Here is an 18,486-nt window from a genome sequence, read left to right as displayed (position 1 = left end):
ACTTTCTGAAGCACAAACTAGAATTAAAATGTCAGGAATAGAAGAAGTTGAAAAGTTCATGAAGAATATTCGAAAAGAACTTAAAAAGTCAGAAATAATAGCTATCAAAATGATTAAAAGTGAGAAATTAACTCTTAAAGAAAAAAATCTTATAAATGAAAAGTACCCAGAGTTAAGACATGAAGTAGAAAAATATATAAAGAAAAGTAATAGCTTAAAGGAACAATTAAAGTTATGTAAAAATGAAGAAGAAAGGCAACAAATAGTATCAAAAGAAATTAAGAATATAGAAAATATGAGCAGTAAAGGCATTATTTCAGAAAGTGAATTAAAAATAAATATGGCAGCAATAGAAGAAGCTGTCATATTTATAAAAGATAGCAAATTAGAAATAAATAAAGAAGAAAGAGAAAATGATAAAGGTAAGTTATTAAAGTTTATTATAAATCCATATTTCTATGTAGGTACAGTTTCAGATAATCTATCAAGCATATTTATTATCATAGCAATAATAACAATTATTTATCTGTTTTTATAAACATGCTATTCATATTAAAGAAGGGTATTTTTATTTATAGCGTTACAAGAGTTTAGTTGCAATAGATGATTAATAATCCTATAGATTTATACATAAAAGACGTATATAGAATATATAGACATCAAAATAGTTAGTAGAGAAAATTGGAGGATTATAATGGGACTTTCAGAAAATACAAGCCAAACGAAAATACTTTTAGAGTCTGGCACTAATGAACTTGAGATTATGGAGTTTACAATTTCAGGTGAAGTATTTGGTATAAATGTAGCAAAAGTACGTGAAATTTTAATGGCTCAAGAAGTAAAGAAAATGCCAAATTCACATGACGTTGTAGAAGGTGTATTTAAGCCAAGAGATGAGATTATCACGGTTATAGACCTTGGAAAATATTTAAATCTTCCTAAGCCAAAAGATATAGGACATGATATATTTATCGTTACTCATTTTAACAAGTTAAACTTTGCATTCCGTGTAAATTCAGTAGTTGGGATTGATAGAGTTTCTTGGAAAGATATAAAAAAACCAGATAGAGTTATATATGGTGGAGATGAAGGCGCAGCAACAGGTATTGCAGAATACAAGGATAGACTTATAACTATATTAGATTTTGAAAAAATAATTGCAGAAATTAGTCCGGAATCAAGTATTCAATTTGAAGCTATAGAAAAATTAGGCGATCGTAAATGTAATGATAAAACTATTTTAATAGTAGAAGATTCAATGTTACTTTCAAAACTTATAATCGAGTGTTTACACAAAGCAGGCTATAAAAACACAGTTAAGGCAGATAATGGACAAGAAGCATGGGATTATTTATTAGAAGTAAAAACTTGTGGTGACCCAATTGAAAATCATGTTTCTTGTATAGTATCAGATATTGAAATGCCTCTAATGGATGGTCATAGGCTAACAAAACTTGTTAAAGAAGACAGTGTTTTAAAAGATATTCCACTAATACTATTCTCATCTTTAATAAGTGAAGAAATACGTATTAAAGGTCAGGCACTTGGAGCGGATGAACAGATAACTAAGCCAGAAATAGTTAATCTTGTTAGCATTATAGATAGATTAACAGAAAAATAATAAGGAAAAATTAAATAGAGTTAAGCAAAATACATTTTAAATATATCAAATATAAGAAAATATTATCATAAGCGTATGATAATATTTTTTTATTTATTTTAAAATATATAAAAAAATTTATAAAATAAAAATATATTGACTATAAAAAATTAGATGATATAATAATTATATAAATCAAGTGATAATAATTATTAATAACAAAAAATAATGATAATAATTACATAAATAACAACACGGAGGAATGACATGAAAAGATTAAAATCATTAGTAGTATTAGGTGTAACAATAGCTACTCTTGGAATTGTTACTGGTTGTTCGGGAAACAGTAACAATGAAGATAGTAATAAAAAAGAAGAAACAAGAGTAGTACAATCCGTAAAAGGGGAGGTAGAAATACCAGCAGATCCTAAAAGAATAGTTGATATATCTGGAAGTAGTGAGGAGCTAGTTTTACTAGGTCACACTCCAGTAGCTACAGCAAATGTAGATTCATATGAAACAGATAAAGTTCCATCATACGTAGAGGATAAGTTAGGAAAGTCAAAAGTAGTTGGTCACTCAATGATGGATACTATGGATATAGAAGCAATATTAGCATCTAATCCAGATTTAATAATAATGGCACCAAGACAAGAAAAGATATATGATCAATTAAAAGAAGTAGCTCCAGTAGTTATGCTAAAAGATGAAGCAAATGATTGGGAAGCTAAACTTAAAGATGTAGCTAAGTTATTTGGACAAGAAGAAGAAGCTCAAAAATGGTTAGATAGCTACTATACAAAAGCTAAAAAATTAGGTGATGAAATAAAGAAAGCTAATGGGGACAAAACATACTTAACAGTATTAGCTAGTCAAGGTCAATTTATGGTATTTACTGAAGGTGGTATAGGGACAATATTAAAAGATGATATGGGATTACCTCAACCTGCTAATATGCCTAAGCAAGATGGAATAACTTTACCAACTGTTACTATGGAAGGTTTAACAGAGATAGATGCAGATCATATAATAGTTATAGCTACAGATTCAGATAAAGCCGATTTAGAAAAAAGTACAGTATGGCCAGAAATTAGAGCTGTAAAAGAAGGTAACGTAACAATACTTGATGCAAGTCCATACTTTAGTCAAGCATACAATCCAATAGGAAGAGAATTATTATTACAATCAATAAAAGATGAAGTTGTAAAATAATATAAGTATATAAAGTAGGTGGTAAAAGGATATAACTTTTGTCACCTACTATTTAATTTATAGAGAATTAATTTCAATTAAAAAATAATTACAATTAAATTTTATGGGTATATTTAAAAGAGTATTTCAGTTAAATTTAATCTAAGGAGGAACTATGAAAAAATTAAGCAAAAAAACTTTAGCTTATTCATTTATGCTTATAGGAATAATATTGCTTATAGCTGGAATAGTTATGTCTATTTCACTAGGAGCAAAAGATATAGATTTTCAAACAATAATACATAGCATATTTACAAATAGTAATGATGTAAGTATTAAGATAGTTAGGGATGTTAGGATACCAAGAGCTATTTGTGCAGCTCTTGTTGGAGGATTCTTAGCAGTGGCTGGAGCTATAATGCAAGGTATAACTAGAAACCCTATTGCAGAGCCATCTGTAATGGGTATAACACAAGGGGCTACATTTATGATAGCAGTAGCTTTTGTATTACAAAGAATATACAAAAATTTAGTTATAGGAAGTTTTGGGTTGATGGTATTTGCATTTTTAGGTGCTAGTATAAGTGGACTTTTAGTTTATTTTATAAGCTCAAGGTCGGCAAGGAAAGTAGATCCAGTAAAGCTTGCTCTTGCAGGAACTGCATTAGGTACTTTACTTATATCATTAGCTATGGGAATCGTAATGTACTTTAACTTATCTCAACAGCTAAGCTTTTGGATTTCTGGAGGACTAGTTAGTGCTAAGTGGGAAGGTATTAAACTATTAGCTATAGTAGGAGGAACTGCATTTATAGGGGCTATGTTTATGGCACCTAAGATAACTATTTTAAGTTTAGGAGAAGAAGTTGCCATAGGATTGGGACAAAGAACAAATGCAGTTAGGTTTGTGAGTTTAATAATAGTAATATTTTTAACTGGAGCATCTGTTTCTGTGGCTGGAAATATAGTATTTGTAGGATTAATAGTTCCTCAAATTGCTAAAAGAGTAGTAGGAGCGGACTATAAATATATAATACCTAGTTCAATGATATTAGGTTCAGTTTTACTTGTATATAGTGATATTATGGCTAGAATGATTAATCCTCCTTATGAAACACCGATAGGTTCTTTAACAGCATTATTAGGAGTTCCTATGTTTATATACCTTGTTAGAAAGGATACAAAATAGATTATGAATATAAAAAAGAATAAAAAATTTATTATGATTATAGGCATTTTAATGGTATTAATATTTGCTACATTTTTAGTTAGTTTAAATATGGGATCGCTGTCTATAGAGCCATTAGATGTTATAAAAACTTTAGTAGGACAAGGATCTAAAAGTCATGAAATTGCTATATTTAAACTACGATTACCTAGAATAGTGATTGGAATTCTAGTTGGAACAGCTTTGGCAATAGCAGGTACTATTTTACAAGGTGTTACTAAGAATGATTTGGCAGACTCAGGAATACTAGGAATAAATTCAGGAGCTGCATTATTCGTTGTTATATACATTTATATTATGAATGGAAATGTATATGATGGTATAAGTAATATGACTATATTTACAATGCCAATAGTTGCATTATCAGGAGCTATATTTGGAGCATTTTTAATTTATATACTTGCATGGAAAAACGGAATAAATTCATCTAGATTATTGTTAATAGGTATAGGTATAAATGTAGCATTTACATCATTACTTACAATATTCCAATTAAGATTTACAACACAAGAATTTAATAGAGTAATGGCGTGGACTTCAGGAAGTATATGGGGAGCAAGCTGGAAATATGTATTAGCAGTTTTACCTTTTATATTAATATTTACTTTGCTTACAATATATAAATCTAGATATTTAGATGTACTAAATTTAGGAGATGAAGTGGCAACAGGGTTAGGTATAGAGGTTGAAAAAGAGAGAAGAAGATTAATAATATATGCTGTAATATTAGCAGGTGTAGCGACTTCTGTAGCAGGAAGTATAGGCTTTTTAGGATTAGTTGCACCGCATATAGCTAGAAAATTAGTTGGGCCTAAGCATAAAAAGTTAATTCCTACAGCTGCACTTGTGGGAAGTTTAATTTTACTAGTGTCTGACACTATAGCTAGAAATTTAATCGCACCTATGGAAATCCCCGTAGGAATAGTAGTAGCAATAATAGGTGTTCCATACTTTATTTATCTGATGCTATCAGAATAAATAATTTCATTTTAAATAATCGAAATAATTAACCAAAGGAGATAAAAATGAACTGTATAAATACTAAAGATTTAAATATTTCATATGGAAATTTAGATATAGTAAAAGATTTAAATTTAGACATACCAAAAGGAAAAATAACTACGATAATAGGGTCTAATGGATGTGGAAAATCAACTATATTAAAAACTATAGCTAGAATTATACAACCTAAAAGTGGTGACATATATATAAATGATAAAAATATAAAGGAACAAAGTCCAAAAGAATTAGCAAAAACTATGGCAGTTCTTCCACAAAGTCCTCAGGCTCCAAGTGGCCTTACTGTAGAGGAGTTAATAGCTTATGGAAGATTTCCTCATCAAAATGGATTTGGTAAATTAAAAAAAGAAGACAATGATATAGTTACATGGGCATTAAAGTCAACGGGAATAGAGGAATTTAGAGATAGACCGATAGAAGCCTTATCTGGAGGTCAAAGACAAAGAGCTTGGATTGCCATGGCACTAGCTCAACAAACAGATATACTTATACTTGATGAGCCAACAACATATTTAGACTTAGCTCACCAATTAGAAGTATTAAAGTTATTAGAAGAATTAAACAGAAAACAGGGAACAACTATTGTTATGGTAATACATGAACTTAACAATGCAGCTAGGTTTGCAGACTATATGATAGGTGTTAAAAAGGGTAAAATAGCATGTCAAGGTAGTGCACATGAGGTTATGACAAAGGAAAATCTTAAAGAGTTATTTAATATAGATGCTGAGATTGTTGAAGATCCTAGAACTCAAAAACCAGTATGTATAACTTATGACATGGTGGTATAGGAGTAATTTATGGAAAGTCAACAAGCTTTAAAAGAAGATAAAATAGGAAGGTTACTACTTAAGTATTCAGTACCTGCTATATTAGCAATGATGGTAACATCTTTATATAATACAGTAGATAGAGCTTTTATAGGTTCTATTAAGGATGTAGGAGCACTTGCTATATCTGGACTTGGAGTGACAATGCCTTTATTTACAATACTAGGAGCATTTTGTGTAGGAATTGCTATTGGAGGAAGTACTAATATATCTATAAAGCTCGGTGAAGGTAATAAAGAAGAAGCTGAAAGAATATTAGGAAATACATTTGCTTTAGAAATAGTTGTTGCTATAGCAATAATGATAATAGGGGCATTCTTTTTAGATGATATACTTTATATATTTGGAGCTAGTATTGATACTATTAAATACGCAAGAGATTATATGAGTGTAATATTCTTTGGTACATGGTTTAATTTACCAGGGTTTGCACTTAATAGTGCTATAAGGGCAGAAGGAAGACCTAAGCTAGCTGCTACGATGATGATAATAAGTTGTATTCTTAATCTAATATTAGACCCTATATTTATATTTGGATTTGATATGGGAATAAAAGGTGCAGCTATAGGAACTATAATGTGTCAACTGTTAGTATTTATATGGTCTACCTATTATTTTACACTAGGAAAATCAAATCTTAAGCTAAAAATCAAAAATATTAGGCTAGAAAAAAGACTTTTAAAAGCTATTATATTAATAGCATTAACTCCATTTTTTATGGAACTAGCATCAGGTTCTATACATCTAGTAACAAACAGAGTACTGAAAATATACGGTGGAGACTTAGCAATAGGAGCTATGACAACCATAACATCTATATACTTGATTTTCTTAATGCCTGTATTTGGATTAAGCCAAGGAATGCAAACTATAATTGCATATAATTATGGAGCTAAGCAATATGGACGTACTAAAAAGGCATTGTTAATAGCTATGTTAGTAGGAACAATAATATTAACTTTTGGGTTTATATTTATTAGATTATTCCCAGAGTTATTCATCAGTATATTTACAAATGACAGTAAACTTACTGAGTTAGCTATGAATGGAGTAAATATATATACATTTACATTACCAACAATAGGTATTTCTATTTTGGGAGCAGTATATTTCCAATCAATAGGTAGTGCAAAGATATCTATGTTTTTAAGTTTATTAAGACAAGTTATAATATTAATACCTGTTATACTTGTAGTACCTAGAATATACGGATTAAATGGAGTATGGGCATCACAACCAATAGCAGATGTAAGTACTATGATTATAGTAGGTATATTTTTATTAAGAGAGTTTAAAAAAGTAAATAAATTTTAAAAGAAAACACCCATATCAATATTTGATAGGGTGTTTTTACAATGTACCATAAAATGGTAGTTACAAAAAAGTGCCTAATTGTTAATGTCAATTAAATTTGTTATATTAAACATATAAATATAATGAAAGGATTTTAAGTATTAAATGTACTTAGAAATAGGCATAAGATTATGACTGATAAATTAACTTACAAAATACAAAATTTACTTCTTACAAATGAATATACAGATATAAAAGTAAGCAGCAAAGTAAATGGTGAAGAAATGAATATAAAAGAGGCTAATATAAAATTTAGATATGAGCCTAAAGAAGATAAAGGATATCTAAGTTTTGGAGAATGTAAAAATACTACTGTATGTGAAGTAGAAGACAGTGCTATAGATGAGATAGTAGTATATGATGATTCTTTACGTATAGAAACAAAAGAAAAGACATATTACTGTTATAAAGATAGCGATAAGATGTATTTTTAATAATATAACGTTTAGTTAGGTAATGAGCGAAATTTAATCTAAAAGTATTAAAGGTAAAAGAAGATGCTACCATAGTCTTATGATAATATCTTCTTTTATTTTTATTCGGAATCAAAAAACTCTAAAATCTCACTCTAAAAATAATAACTATGGACAAGTTAAATTATATTTTTAGCAAAAGGAATTTTATATAATTGTGATATTGTTTTAAGTTTAAATAATTTACAAATAAAATATTATATTATATAATATAATAAAATAATCAAGCTAATAATTAAAATGTGCTTATAAATTAAGATTATATGCTGGATAAGAAGTGAGCTTTAAGCTTGCAACTTATCCAGCTTTTTATATCATAAATAAGTTATTAACATAAGGAGGAAAGAGAATATGAGTGTTTTTGTGAAAGAAAAATCTTTTTATAAAGATGTACTAAAAATTAGCATACCGATAGCTATGCAGGGACTTATAAATGTTGGTGTAAGTATGACAGATACTATGATGTTAGGCTCTTTTGGGGAGATAACACTATCAGCAGCATCCTTAGCGAATCAATTTTGTTTTATATTTTTAATTATTAACTTTGGACTAGGTGGAGGAGCAGGTGTATTATCTGGTCAATTTTGGGGCAAGAAGGATATAAATTCCATTAACAAAGTATTATCAATATTGATAAGAGCTAGTATAGCTTTTGCTATAATTTTCTTAAGTTTATCACAGTTTATGCCAGATAAAATAATGTCTATATATACTAGTGAATTACCTGTGGCAGATCAAGGAGTAATGTACCTTAAGATAATATCATTATCATTTATATTCCAAGGAATATCTACTACAGTAAATATTTTGTTTAGAACAGTAGGGTCAGTTAAAGTTGCTTTATTTGCATCTTTAACATCTTTTGGATTTAATATTTTTCTAAATTGGGTTTTAATATTTGGTAAATTAGGGGCACCAGAACTTGGAATACAAGGAGCAGCAATAGCTACTCTTATAGCTAGAATTATAGAATTTACAGTAATAGTTACTTACTTATTTAATATAGATAAAAAACTTAACTTCAAATTAAAGTATTTACTTACTTTAGATAAAGAGCTACTTAAAAGTTATATAAAAATAGGTGGACCTGTTTTAGTAAGTGATCTTATACTTGCTCTTGGTCTTAACATGGTATCTGTAATAATGGGTAGAATGGGTTCAGACATGGTGGCGGCTAACAGTATATCTGCTGTTGTCCTACAGTTTACTAATGTATTTTTAATGGGTGTATCTAATGCAAGTGGAGTTATTACAGGAAATACTATAGGTAAAGGAGATTATGAATCAGCATATAAAAGAGCTGTTACGTTCTTGGCTATGGCTATTATATTAGGGTCATGCTCTGGAATAGTTATATTTAGCCTTAAATACATTGTAATAGATTTTTATAATATATCAGATTATACTAAATCTATTGCCTATCAATTAATGAACTCAACGTCAGTTTTAGTAGTATTTATGTCTGTCGCAACACTTCTTACAAAAGGGGTACTTAGAGCTGGTGGAGATACTAAGTTTTTAATGATTGCGGATGTATTATTTTTATGGATTATATCTATTCCACTAGGATATGTAGCTGGGATTGTTTTAGAATTACCTCCAGGAATAGTTCTTATTGTATTAAAATCAGATGAGATTTTAAAGGGAATTTGGTGTGTGTTTAGATTATTTAGCAAAAAGTGGATTAGAGATATTGATTATAAAGAAAAAGATAATAAAAATCTAGAGGCTTGTGTTAACAATTAATATATAAAAAGATACTACAATAAATTATGTAGTATCTTTTTTGTATAAAGGATTATAGGAGATTTAGTCGAATATATTATCTACTAACACTAAGTCAAAGGGGATGACAAGTAAAATAATGAATAGAGTTGATGAAAGAGATACAATGTTTGCTAGATCAAACTATGAAAAGGGTAGTGAGGCTTATGTAGATTACTACTCGAGAAATCCTGAAAAAAAGGATATAGATGATAGCATAAGAACTAGACCTTATCTATGCAGTGAGGAAAGTATGACGTATAATCCAACAAATTCACCAATGGCTTTGTCTGCATTTGAATTTTTATCAGACATAAAGCACTTATGTGAAAACAAACCTAAACCAGAAAAGGTAAAAGTAAATAAAAAAATAATAACTAAGAAAATAAAGGGGTTTGCAAAACAGTATGGAGCTAAATTAGTAGGGATAACAGAATTAAAAGACTATCATTATTATACTCATAGAGGAAGACATGAAGAAAATTATGGTGAAGAAATAACTAATCATCACAAATATGGAATAGTATTTGCAGTAGAGATGGATAAAGATATGATAAATAGAGGACCTATGATAGCAGAAGTTATAGAAACTAGTAAGTGCTATGTAGATGCATCTATAGTTGGGATGGTACTTAGTTATTACATAAGAAACCTAGGCTATGAAGCTAGAAATCATATGGACTCGAATTATTTATTGATGCCAGTTAGGGTGGCAAAAGATGCTGGACTTGGACAGATAGGAAGAAATACTATTTTAACTACTAAAGAGTATGGCTCAAGAATAAGACTTGGAGTGGTAACTACAGATTTAGAATTAGATGTAGATGAGCAAATAGATTTTGGGCTAGATGACTTCTGTAAATTGTGCAACAAGTGTGCACATTTTTGTCCTTCGCAATCTTTATCCAATAAGCCAGATAAAGATTCTTGGGTAATAGAGCAAGAATCTTGTTACATAAAATGGTTGTATATGGGGACAGATTGTGGGATGTGTATATCAGTATGTCCATTTGCACAAGAGTTAGAAACTATAAAAGAAGTAAATACTTTTAAAGATAATCAAGAACTTATAAAAAAGGCTCTTGATGAATATAAAGAAAAGTTTGGTAAAAGACCTTTCGTTCCAGGAAATCCTGATTGGTTAAGGTAAACATATTGAATTAAAATAAGCTGTAGGTAAAGTTGTATTAAACAAACTTATCTACAGCTTTTATAAATTTATTTAATCATCAAAATCCTTATACAAAGAGTACTCATTACAATCTATAAAATAAATTTTTTCTATATCTTTTATATAAAGTTTATTTATGTCATCTGTATAAGAAAAGCTAACTCCAATACCACAGTTAGAGCTTAAATTTCTGGGAACTGGAGAAGACTCATTTTCCATACCACTTTTAGTTAAAAATCTAGAAAATTTAATAGCGCAAGAATGAGTAAACTTTTTATATTTTGACAAGCAGCATTATTATCTACCAAAACTTCTACACCTTAAGGATTTTCTTCTAAACCCTTCTTAGCCATGAGTACAGGTTGAAGACAAGAATATCCTCTAGCATCTATTTTTTTAGCCAATACTAACATCTACTTTTAATTTATTTTTTATATCTTTATCAGCCTTGCAACTGTAATATGAAATGATACCAAGTATAAAAAAGCATACAATCACAGCTATTTGACTATTAGATGTAGGTCCTTTTGAAGAAGATGCTAATTGGAAGTTGTGACAAAAAGCTGCTCCAACAAGCATACCAAATATAGTTATTACAGAGTCAATATTTCCCTCGCCAGATAAAATTAATTGTCTCATAGGACAACCACCTAATAATACAGAACCCCATTCTGCTAATACCATACCTAAAAAATTCCATAAACCATCTGTATGGGCTACTGGCTGATCAGTAAATCCAGGAGTGAAGAATCCAAAAGTTAAATTCCCTATAAAAGCAGCTACTAGCATAGCTAAAAATCCTAATAAAAAATAATAATCTTTAAACAATATTAAATCTCTAAATCCACTAACCATACACAATCTAGTTTTTTGACATATAACTCCAACAGCTAGCCCTATTGTTAAAGCTATAAAAGCTGGAGCATGCTGAGAACCAGGACCTTCTTTTGAGAATAATAATAAAGCAGAAGATGATATTAGCATAATGAATAATACAATATTTATAGCTGGGAATAAAAATCCTTCTAATTTAGTTTGTTTGTAACTTCTTTTGAGAGAGAATCCTTTTCGCAAGCAAACTATACCAATAAGTATACCTACTACAAAACCACCTATACCAAATAAAGCATTTAAATCTCCACCTGCAAGTCTAAGCACCATTCTAGTAGGACAACCTAAGAACATTAATGCTCCTATTATTACTATAAATCCTAGATAAAATCTTATAAATGGAGAAGAGCCACCACGAGACTTAAATTCACGACTACCAAGTGCTAAAATAAAAGAACACAGCACCATTCCTATAATTTCAGGTCTTATATATTGAACTATTTCAGTTCTGTGAAGACCTAATGAATCTGCAATATCCCTAATAAAGCAAGCTACACATATTCCCATATTCTTTGGATTTCCATAAAGTACGGATAAAACAGATATAATTCTAATTATAGCTCCACCGATAATGATGTTTCTTTTTTCCTTCATTAAAAATACCCCCATATGAAATTGTTAGATACAAAATACTTTTCCACGCAAAGTATAACATAGCCATTTTGTAGATAATTAGGTAAAAATGTAGTATAGAAAAATTCTAAAATACTCATGTAAAGATAGATAAAAACAGTATAGCAGTAATAAAAATGAATGATATATTAAACTTAAGATATATTTAATTAGGGGGAAAAATGGATAAGATACATTGTGATAATGGAGCAACATCATATCCAAAGACAACATTAAAGGGTGGAACTATGCTAGATTATATAAATAATGTAGGTTGTAATGTAAATAGAGGTGCATATTCATCATCCTATGAAGCGGAAAATGTTCTATATGAAACTAGAGAATTAATATGTGAATTATTCAATTTTGATAAACCTAAAAATGTTGTTTTCACACCTAATATTACAACTAGCTTAAATATAGTAATTAAAGGCTTACTAAAAAAGGTGACAATGTAATAGTTTCTTCTATGGAGCACAATGCAGTTATGAGACCGTTGAATTCTTTAAATGACATAACGATTACAAAAGTTAATTGTAACTTTTTAGGCGAAATCAAACTAAAAGATTTGTAGGTGGAATAAAAGGAATAGATAAAAGTTTGTTAGTTGGAAAGCTTGATACTAAAAATAGAACCTCGGTAGTTTCTCTTGATTTTAAAGAACTTGATAATGGGATAGTATGTCATATGTTAGATAAAAATTACGGTATATCAACTAGAAGCGGTCTTTATTGTGCACCTTCTGCTCATAAAACACTAGGAACTTTTCCTAATGGTACTGTTAGATTTAGTTTTGTGTACTTTAACACAGAAAAAGAAATAGATTATATTATTGATTGTGTGAAAAATATATGGATAAATAAATAATTCATGTTTTATAATATACTTTAAGAAAATGGATAATCATTTTTAAAATCAATTTACATTTAAAGATCTGAATAAGGGGAAGATATGAAAATAAAGGACATAAACTGGAAGGATATATCATACCTAAAAGAGGGGAATAATACTCAAAGAAAAAGTTATGAAATACTTAAAAGAATAAATATATTTGAAGTACTCAAGGATTACAACCCAATACTGATAGGAACTATTCCAATACAAATAAACATAGAAAGTAGTGATCTAGATATTGTATGTGAAGTAGAAAACTTCGTTACTTTTAAAGAAGTATTAGTCAATGAATTTGAAATAAGAAAAGGATTTAAAGTAATATAAAATAGTATAGAAAATATAATAGTATGTAACTTTTATGTGGATGATATAGAAATAGAGATATATGCGAGCAAAAATCATTCAGAGAAAACCAACGGATATAGACATATGGTGATAGAAGCTAGATTGATAGAGATTTTAGGAAAAGATTTTAAAAATGAAATAATAGCTTTAAAAAAGAGGGGATTAAAAACAGAGCCAGCTTTTGCTAAACAACTAGGATTAAAAGGTAATCCATATGAAAGTTTACTAGAATTAGAAGAATACTATGATGATGATTTAAAAAATTTAAAATAATATTAATATAGAAAAATATAAAGAAGTTATTATGCTTATTTTTAGTATAGTAACTTCTTTATTATATAAATATTATATAAAGTATTGTATATTAGATTATGAAATAACATATGCAAATTAACAAATGAGGTGTTTATATGAAAAATATTTTTTATTATGAAACAAAGCTGGGAAAGATAGGAATTGCTGAAGATGGAAAAGGAATAACAGATCTTTATCTAGCGGAGAAACTATCATCAGAAGATATGAATATTGAAGAAACACCATTAATTAAAGAAACAGCAAAGCAACTTCAGGAATACTTATTAGGACAAAGAATAGAATTTGATGTACCACTTTCTCTTAACGGTACAGAATTTCAAAAGCTAGTATGGAATGAACTTAAAGATGTACCATATGGCAAAACATATAGTTATAAAGAATTAGCTCAAAAAATAGGTAAGCCAACAGCAGCTAGAGCAGTGGGAATGGCAAATAATAAAAATCCTATATTAATAATAATTCCATGCCATAGAATTATAGGTGCTGATGGAAGTTTAGTTGGTTATGCTGCGGGTTTAGAGATAAAAAAACAATTATTAGATATGGAAAATAATAATTAAATAAAAGTATATTAACATTATATGGAGAAGGGATATATGAACGAAAAAATTAGAGAAGAACTTTTGAAATTATCAGAAGAAAAGTATAGAGAATTTTCTTCAAGGCTAATACCAGGAGTTGAGAATATACTAGGTGTTAGACTTTTGTGTTTAAGAAAAATAGCGAAGAGAATAGCTAAAAAAGACTGGAGAGAATATCTAAAAAATGCTAATGATACATATTTTGAAGAGGTTATGCTACAGGGAATGGTAATAGGATATGTTAAGGATAGTAATATAGAAGAAATATTAGTATATATAAAAAACTTTATTCCTAAAATAAATAACTGGTCTGTATGTGATAGTTTTTGTAGTGGGCTTAAAATAACCAATAAAAATAAAGAAATAGTATGGGAATTTCTAAAAAAATATAACACTAGAATATTTAAATAATAATAATCTTGATGATTTTACTTACAATAAATCTCTCCAGAAAATATGTGAATCTTTAAAGATTGACAAAGAAAGGAAAGTCTTAATAAAATCAATGAAGAGATAGTAAAAATGGGCTAATTTACCTTAACATAGCCCATTTCTATTTTTTTACATACAAGGATTTTATATTAAGAACAAAACTGTTGATAAATTATGGATATAAGATATATCAACAAGTTTGAAAATGTAGAAAAATATATTTTGAGCAACGGACGTAGTCGTTGGCGACATGAGCGAAGCGAATTTTTTATTTAGATTACTTCCAAGATATTTGTGCTTCTTTTCTTGGAGTTGTTCTTTGATATTTTACATCTGGATATCCGATAACCATGCAAGTTACAATTTTTTGATTTTCGTTCAGTCCTAAGAAGTCCATAATTTTTTTATTTCCTTCAGCAGATCTTGTAAAGAATCCACTAAAGAAAGTTCCAAGGCCTAGAGCATTAGTCATAAGTTCCATATTAGAGGAAGCTAAACTAGCATCTACAGGATTATCAGAAACTACAAGTATTACAGCAGGAGCATTGAAGAATAGACTATCCCTACCAGTAGGATTTGCTTTAAATTCTTCATACATTTTTACCCACATCTGGGCATATAGCTTTAAATTCATTGTCTCAGGTGTTAAGTTAGCAAGCATATATTTACCCATATCACTTAATCTTTCTAAAGACATTTCTTTTAAAGTTTCTATGCCATCTTTAACTACAATATAAGATACATCTTGTGCATTTCTTGCTGTTTGAGTAAATCTCCCTGCTTCTATGATTTTAGAAAGTTTTTCTATTTCTACATCCTGATTTTTAAAGTGTCTTACACTTCTTCTAAACTTGATAAAGTTTAGTAAATTATCTGCATCAATAGAGAAATCCTCTTTATTATAATCTTTAACTTCATTCATGTTATAATCATCAGTTGATACTGCATTTTTAGGGCATATTGCAATACAGTGACCACATTTAAAACAGGCTACATTTTTAATATGAGCCTTTTTATCTATAAGTTCAATATCTTTAACCATGCAATCTTTAACACATAGAGAACATCCTATACAAAGATCCTTATCTACTTTCATCATAAAAAACACTCCCTTTAATTTATATAATATCTTTCAATTTTAATTTATATGTCTTAATTATTTTGGTATACTAATAAGTAAAATTCATAAGAAAATACAAATATATTTATTAAGGATAATAGTGATTATAGCACTGTTATAACCACTATGTCTAATTTAAAATATTCATAAACATATAACTTTTAGTTATAGATTTGATAAATTATAAAAAGGAGTAGAAAATGAACCTACAACAACTAGAGTATTTCAAAACAGTCGCTGAAACCGAAAATTTTACTAAAGCTTCAAAGTTATTATTAGTTACTCAACCAGCATTAAGTAAATCAATAGCAAAGTTGGAAGGAGAACTAAAAGTCCCTTTATTTGAAAAGAGTGGCAGAAATGTCAAACTAACTAGGTTTGGGAAATTATTTTTAGTTCATGCAGAGAGAGCATTGGTAGAGATTGAAAAAGGGATAAAGGAATTAGATGAAATGGTTAGTGATACTACAGGGACAGTTTCTATTTCCTCTACATCTAGAGTAGGAGCTTATTTTATGAATTTTATAATAAGCGATTTCTTAAATGATAACCCTAATGTAAAGTTTCAATTTAACCAACAGTCTGTAACTGAAATAATAGAAGATTTAAAAAAAGGAAAAATTGATATTGGTTTCTATGATAATCATACAGAACCTATTTGGGATATTAATATAGAATCTATACCAATAAAAAAGCAAGAGTATATATTAATAGTACCAAAGAATCATAAATTAGCCGGTAGAGGAGAGGTATCTTTAAAGGAATTAGAAAATGAATCTTTTATAGCATTTTGTGAAGGTAGTAAAGATAGGATTCTTTCTTGTACTGATGCTTTAGGGTATACCCCTAAAATATCAATTCAGCCAAAAGGAGCTAATATAGGAAGTGTAATAGAAGGATTAGTATCTGCTGGAGCAGGGATTTCAGTAGTTCCTGATTCACCAACTATCAATACAAATACACTATCTAAAATAAATATTAAAGAAACTATTAAGGAAAGAATAATATATATGAGTTATTTAAAAAATTCATATATACCTCCAATAGCAAAGTTATTTAGAGATTATATATTAGAATATGTTGATAGAAATTATATAACTTCATCATAAAAAATGTAACTCCTAAGTTAAAGGAGTTACATTTTTTATGTTTATTAATTTAATTCAAGGATCTTTTTTTCTATATTATCTAAATTTTTATCTTCTCCATAAGTTAAATCAACCTTGTGAAGAGGGATAAGTTTAGTCTTGTGCTTAATTTTATAACCTATATATATACTTAAAAATAGAGGTATACCTATATAAGAAGCTATTAAACCACTCCAGTCAATGCCATCTGGTTTAATACAAGAATAACCTTGACCTATTATTATAACTATACACATTATTAATGCTAGTATAGGTCCAAAAGGATACCATTTAGCAGTAAATTTTAAATCTTTTAAATTATTACCTTGATGAGTATATGCTTTTCTAAATCTATAATGGCATATTGCTATTCCAACCCATGCTATAAATCCAGCAAGGCCAGATGCAGCAACTAACCAAACATAAACAGTACTTTCGGCAAATACACCTGTTAAGAAACAAAAAGATGCAACTATAGTAGTTAATATTAAAGCATTTACAGGAACACCTCTTTTATTAGTCTTAGCAAATAGCTTTGGAGCAAGTCCATCCTTAGCCATAGAGTGAAGCATTCTGCTTGATGCATACATACCAGAATTTCCAGCAGATAATACAGATGTTAATATTACTGCATTCATAAGAGAAGCAGCTCCAGCTATACCTGCTTTCTCAAATACCATAGTAAATGGACTTTCAGAAACACCAGCCTGTGTAAAAGGTATTATAGCACCTAAAACTATTATCGTTCCTAAATAAAATATTAATATTCTCCAAAATATGGATTTTATAGCCCTAGGAATAGTTTTTTCTGGATTTTCACTTTCTCCAGCAGCAACTCCTATAAGTTCGGTTCCCTGAAATGAAAATCCTGCAACTAGAAAAATGGCAAAGATTGATTTTATTCCACCATGGAAAGGTCCATCTTTTATAAAATAATTATGAAATCCTATTTCATCAGAACCAATTATACCAACTATCATTAATACACCTATTATTAAAAATATAATTACAGTAACAACTTTAACACCAGCAAACCAATATTCAGACTCACCGTAAGCTTTTGATGATAGGAAGTTTAATCCGACAATTATTATTAAAAATAATAAACTCCAGTAAACTCCTGGTATGTTTGGGAACCAAAATTTCATAACTAAAGAACCTGCAACCATTTCGGCAGCTATTGTTATAGCCCAGTTGTACCAGTAATTCCATCCAAGTGCAAACCCAAGTGCTGGGTCAATAAATTTAGTAGCATAGGAACTAAAAGATCCAGAGATTGGCATAAAAGTAGCCATTTCACCTAAACTTGTTATTAAAAAATAAACCATAATGCCTACTAAACCATATGCAACTAATGCACCACCAGGTCCTGCTTGATAGATAGTATCTCCCATTGCAAGAAATATACCTGTTCCAATAGAACCACCTAGTGCTATCATGTTTAGATGTCTTGCTTTTAATCCTCTTTTTAATTCTTGATTTTGTTCACTCATTTGATTATCCTCCTTATGGTGTAAATTTTCCATAAGTAAGTAACTA

19 protein-coding genes and 1 pseudogene are annotated in these 18,486 nt (G+C 29.0%); 16 read left to right on the top strand and 4 right to left on the bottom strand.

Translation table 11 applies throughout. From position 1 onward, the window contains the following. The 10 genes from ABCP60_RS08425 to ABCP60_RS08380 all read left to right on the top strand — a co-directional run. On the top strand, nt 1–538 hold a 538-nt coding region (locus ABCP60_RS08425), incomplete at its 5' end, for a hypothetical protein (protein WP_343101591.1). A 156-nt stretch (nt 539–694) separates the two neighbouring features. After that, complete coding sequence (locus ABCP60_RS08420) at nt 695–1,621, top strand: chemotaxis protein (RefSeq protein WP_092922854.1); 927 nt, start codon at nt 695–697, stop codon at nt 1,619–1,621. Nucleotides 1,622–1,867: 246 nt separating this feature from the next. Then, nucleotides 1,868–2,812 (top strand): iron-hydroxamate ABC transporter substrate-binding protein, encoded by a 945-nt coding sequence (locus tag ABCP60_RS08415; RefSeq protein WP_092922857.1) that lies wholly within the window; start codon nt 1,868–1,870, stop codon nt 2,810–2,812. A gap of 154 nt (nt 2,813–2,966) precedes the next feature. Beyond that, complete coding sequence (locus tag ABCP60_RS08410; protein WP_343101590.1) at nt 2,967–3,980, top strand: iron ABC transporter permease; 1,014 nt, start codon at nt 2,967–2,969, stop codon at nt 3,978–3,980. Nucleotides 3,981–3,983: 3 nt separating this feature from the next. Further along, nucleotides 3,984–4,997, top strand: coding sequence for an iron ABC transporter permease (locus tag ABCP60_RS08405; RefSeq protein ID WP_166504805.1), 1,014 nt, complete (start codon nt 3,984–3,986; stop codon nt 4,995–4,997). A 47-nt stretch (nt 4,998–5,044) separates the two neighbouring features. Continuing rightward, complete coding sequence (locus ABCP60_RS08400; RefSeq protein WP_343101589.1) at nt 5,045–5,830, top strand: ABC transporter ATP-binding protein; 786 nt, start codon at nt 5,045–5,047, stop codon at nt 5,828–5,830. A 9-nt stretch (nt 5,831–5,839) separates the two neighbouring features. Then, a complete protein-coding gene (locus ABCP60_RS08395) occupies nt 5,840–7,183 on the top strand; it encodes an MATE family efflux transporter (protein ID WP_166504807.1) in 1,344 nt (447 codons plus the stop codon). Nucleotides 7,184–7,353: 170 nt separating this feature from the next. Then, the gene (locus ABCP60_RS08390) at nt 7,354–7,656 is read left to right on the top strand and encodes a hypothetical protein (RefSeq protein WP_092922873.1); all 303 of its coding nucleotides are present in this window, start codon (nt 7,354–7,356) and stop codon (nt 7,654–7,656) included. Nucleotides 7,657–8,046: 390 nt separating this feature from the next. Continuing rightward, a complete protein-coding gene (locus ABCP60_RS08385) occupies nt 8,047–9,441 on the top strand; it encodes an MATE family efflux transporter (protein WP_343101588.1) in 1,395 nt (464 codons plus the stop codon). Nucleotides 9,442–9,544: 103 nt separating this feature from the next. Continuing rightward, nucleotides 9,545–10,609 (top strand): reductive dehalogenase domain-containing protein, encoded by a 1,065-nt coding sequence (locus ABCP60_RS08380; protein WP_271933916.1) that lies wholly within the window; start codon nt 9,545–9,547, stop codon nt 10,607–10,609. Between the two features lie 72 nt (nt 10,610–10,681). Here ABCP60_RS08380 and ABCP60_RS08375 read toward each other — a convergent pair whose 3' ends face one another. Together ABCP60_RS08375 and yedE are read right to left on the bottom strand one after the other, a co-directional pair. Continuing rightward, nucleotides 10,682–10,918: a putative Se/S carrier-like protein gene (locus ABCP60_RS08375; RefSeq protein WP_166504809.1), complete on the bottom strand. Its 237-nt coding sequence runs from the start codon at nt 10,916–10,918 to the stop codon at nt 10,682–10,684. Between the two features lie 108 nt (nt 10,919–11,026). Beyond that, nucleotides 11,027–12,115: a YedE family putative selenium transporter gene (gene yedE, locus ABCP60_RS08370; protein ID WP_166504810.1), complete on the bottom strand. Its 1,089-nt coding sequence runs from the start codon at nt 12,113–12,115 to the stop codon at nt 11,027–11,029. Nucleotides 12,116–12,315: 200 nt separating this feature from the next. On the opposite strand from yedE, the gene ABCP60_RS08365 reads away from it, so the two are divergent. The 5 genes and pseudogenes from ABCP60_RS08365 to ABCP60_RS08345 all read left to right on the top strand — a co-directional run bounded on the left by ABCP60_RS08365 (nt 12,316) and on the right by ABCP60_RS08345 (nt 14,679). Continuing rightward, complete coding sequence (locus tag ABCP60_RS08365; protein WP_330405548.1) at nt 12,316–12,591, top strand: aminotransferase class V-fold PLP-dependent enzyme; 276 nt, start codon at nt 12,316–12,318, stop codon at nt 12,589–12,591. A 142-nt stretch (nt 12,592–12,733) separates the two neighbouring features. Next, on the top strand, nt 12,734–13,000 hold the full coding sequence (locus tag ABCP60_RS08360; protein ID WP_334293979.1) for an aminotransferase class V-fold PLP-dependent enzyme: 267 nt from the start codon (nt 12,734–12,736) through the stop codon (nt 12,998–13,000). 84 nt (nt 13,001–13,084) lie between these two features. Then, nucleotides 13,085–13,645, top strand: a pseudogene (locus ABCP60_RS08355) (DUF4269 domain-containing protein). Nucleotides 13,646–13,782: 137 nt separating this feature from the next. Beyond that, nucleotides 13,783–14,247, top strand: coding sequence for a methylated-DNA--[protein]-cysteine S-methyltransferase (locus ABCP60_RS08350; RefSeq protein WP_092922888.1), 465 nt, complete (start codon nt 13,783–13,785; stop codon nt 14,245–14,247). Between the two features lie 36 nt (nt 14,248–14,283). Then, nucleotides 14,284–14,679 (top strand): DNA alkylation repair protein, encoded by a 396-nt coding sequence (locus tag ABCP60_RS08345; protein WP_330405549.1) that lies wholly within the window; start codon nt 14,284–14,286, stop codon nt 14,677–14,679. Nucleotides 14,680–14,977: 298 nt separating this feature from the next. Here the strand turns inward: ABCP60_RS08345 and ABCP60_RS08340 are convergent, their stop codons facing one another. Further along, nucleotides 14,978–15,799 carry a nitroreductase family protein gene (locus ABCP60_RS08340; protein ID WP_166504814.1) on the bottom strand — a complete coding sequence of 274 codons (822 nt, stop codon included), beginning with the start codon at nt 15,797–15,799 and terminating at the stop codon, nt 14,978–14,980. 221 nt (nt 15,800–16,020) lie between these two features. On the opposite strand from ABCP60_RS08340, the gene ABCP60_RS08335 reads away from it, so the two are divergent. Continuing rightward, entirely contained in the window at nt 16,021–16,929 is a 909-nt protein-coding gene (locus ABCP60_RS08335; protein WP_166504815.1) for a LysR family transcriptional regulator, read from the top strand. 44 nt (nt 16,930–16,973) lie between these two features. Here the strand turns inward: ABCP60_RS08335 and ABCP60_RS08330 are convergent, their stop codons facing one another. Then, nucleotides 16,974–18,440 carry an amino acid permease gene (locus ABCP60_RS08330; RefSeq protein WP_343101587.1) on the bottom strand — a complete coding sequence of 489 codons (1,467 nt, stop codon included), beginning with the start codon at nt 18,438–18,440 and terminating at the stop codon, nt 16,974–16,976. Between the last annotated feature and the right edge of the window lie 46 nt (nt 18,441–18,486).

This window comes from Romboutsia sp. MSSM.1001216sp_RTP31141st1_G3_RTP31141_220114 (assembly GCF_039031195.1).
GTDB lineage: Bacteria > Bacillota > Clostridia > Peptostreptococcales > Peptostreptococcaceae > Romboutsia_C > Romboutsia_C hominis.
The sequence above is the reverse complement of the archived record's forward strand: the minus strand, read 5'-3'. Positions and strand labels throughout refer to the sequence as shown.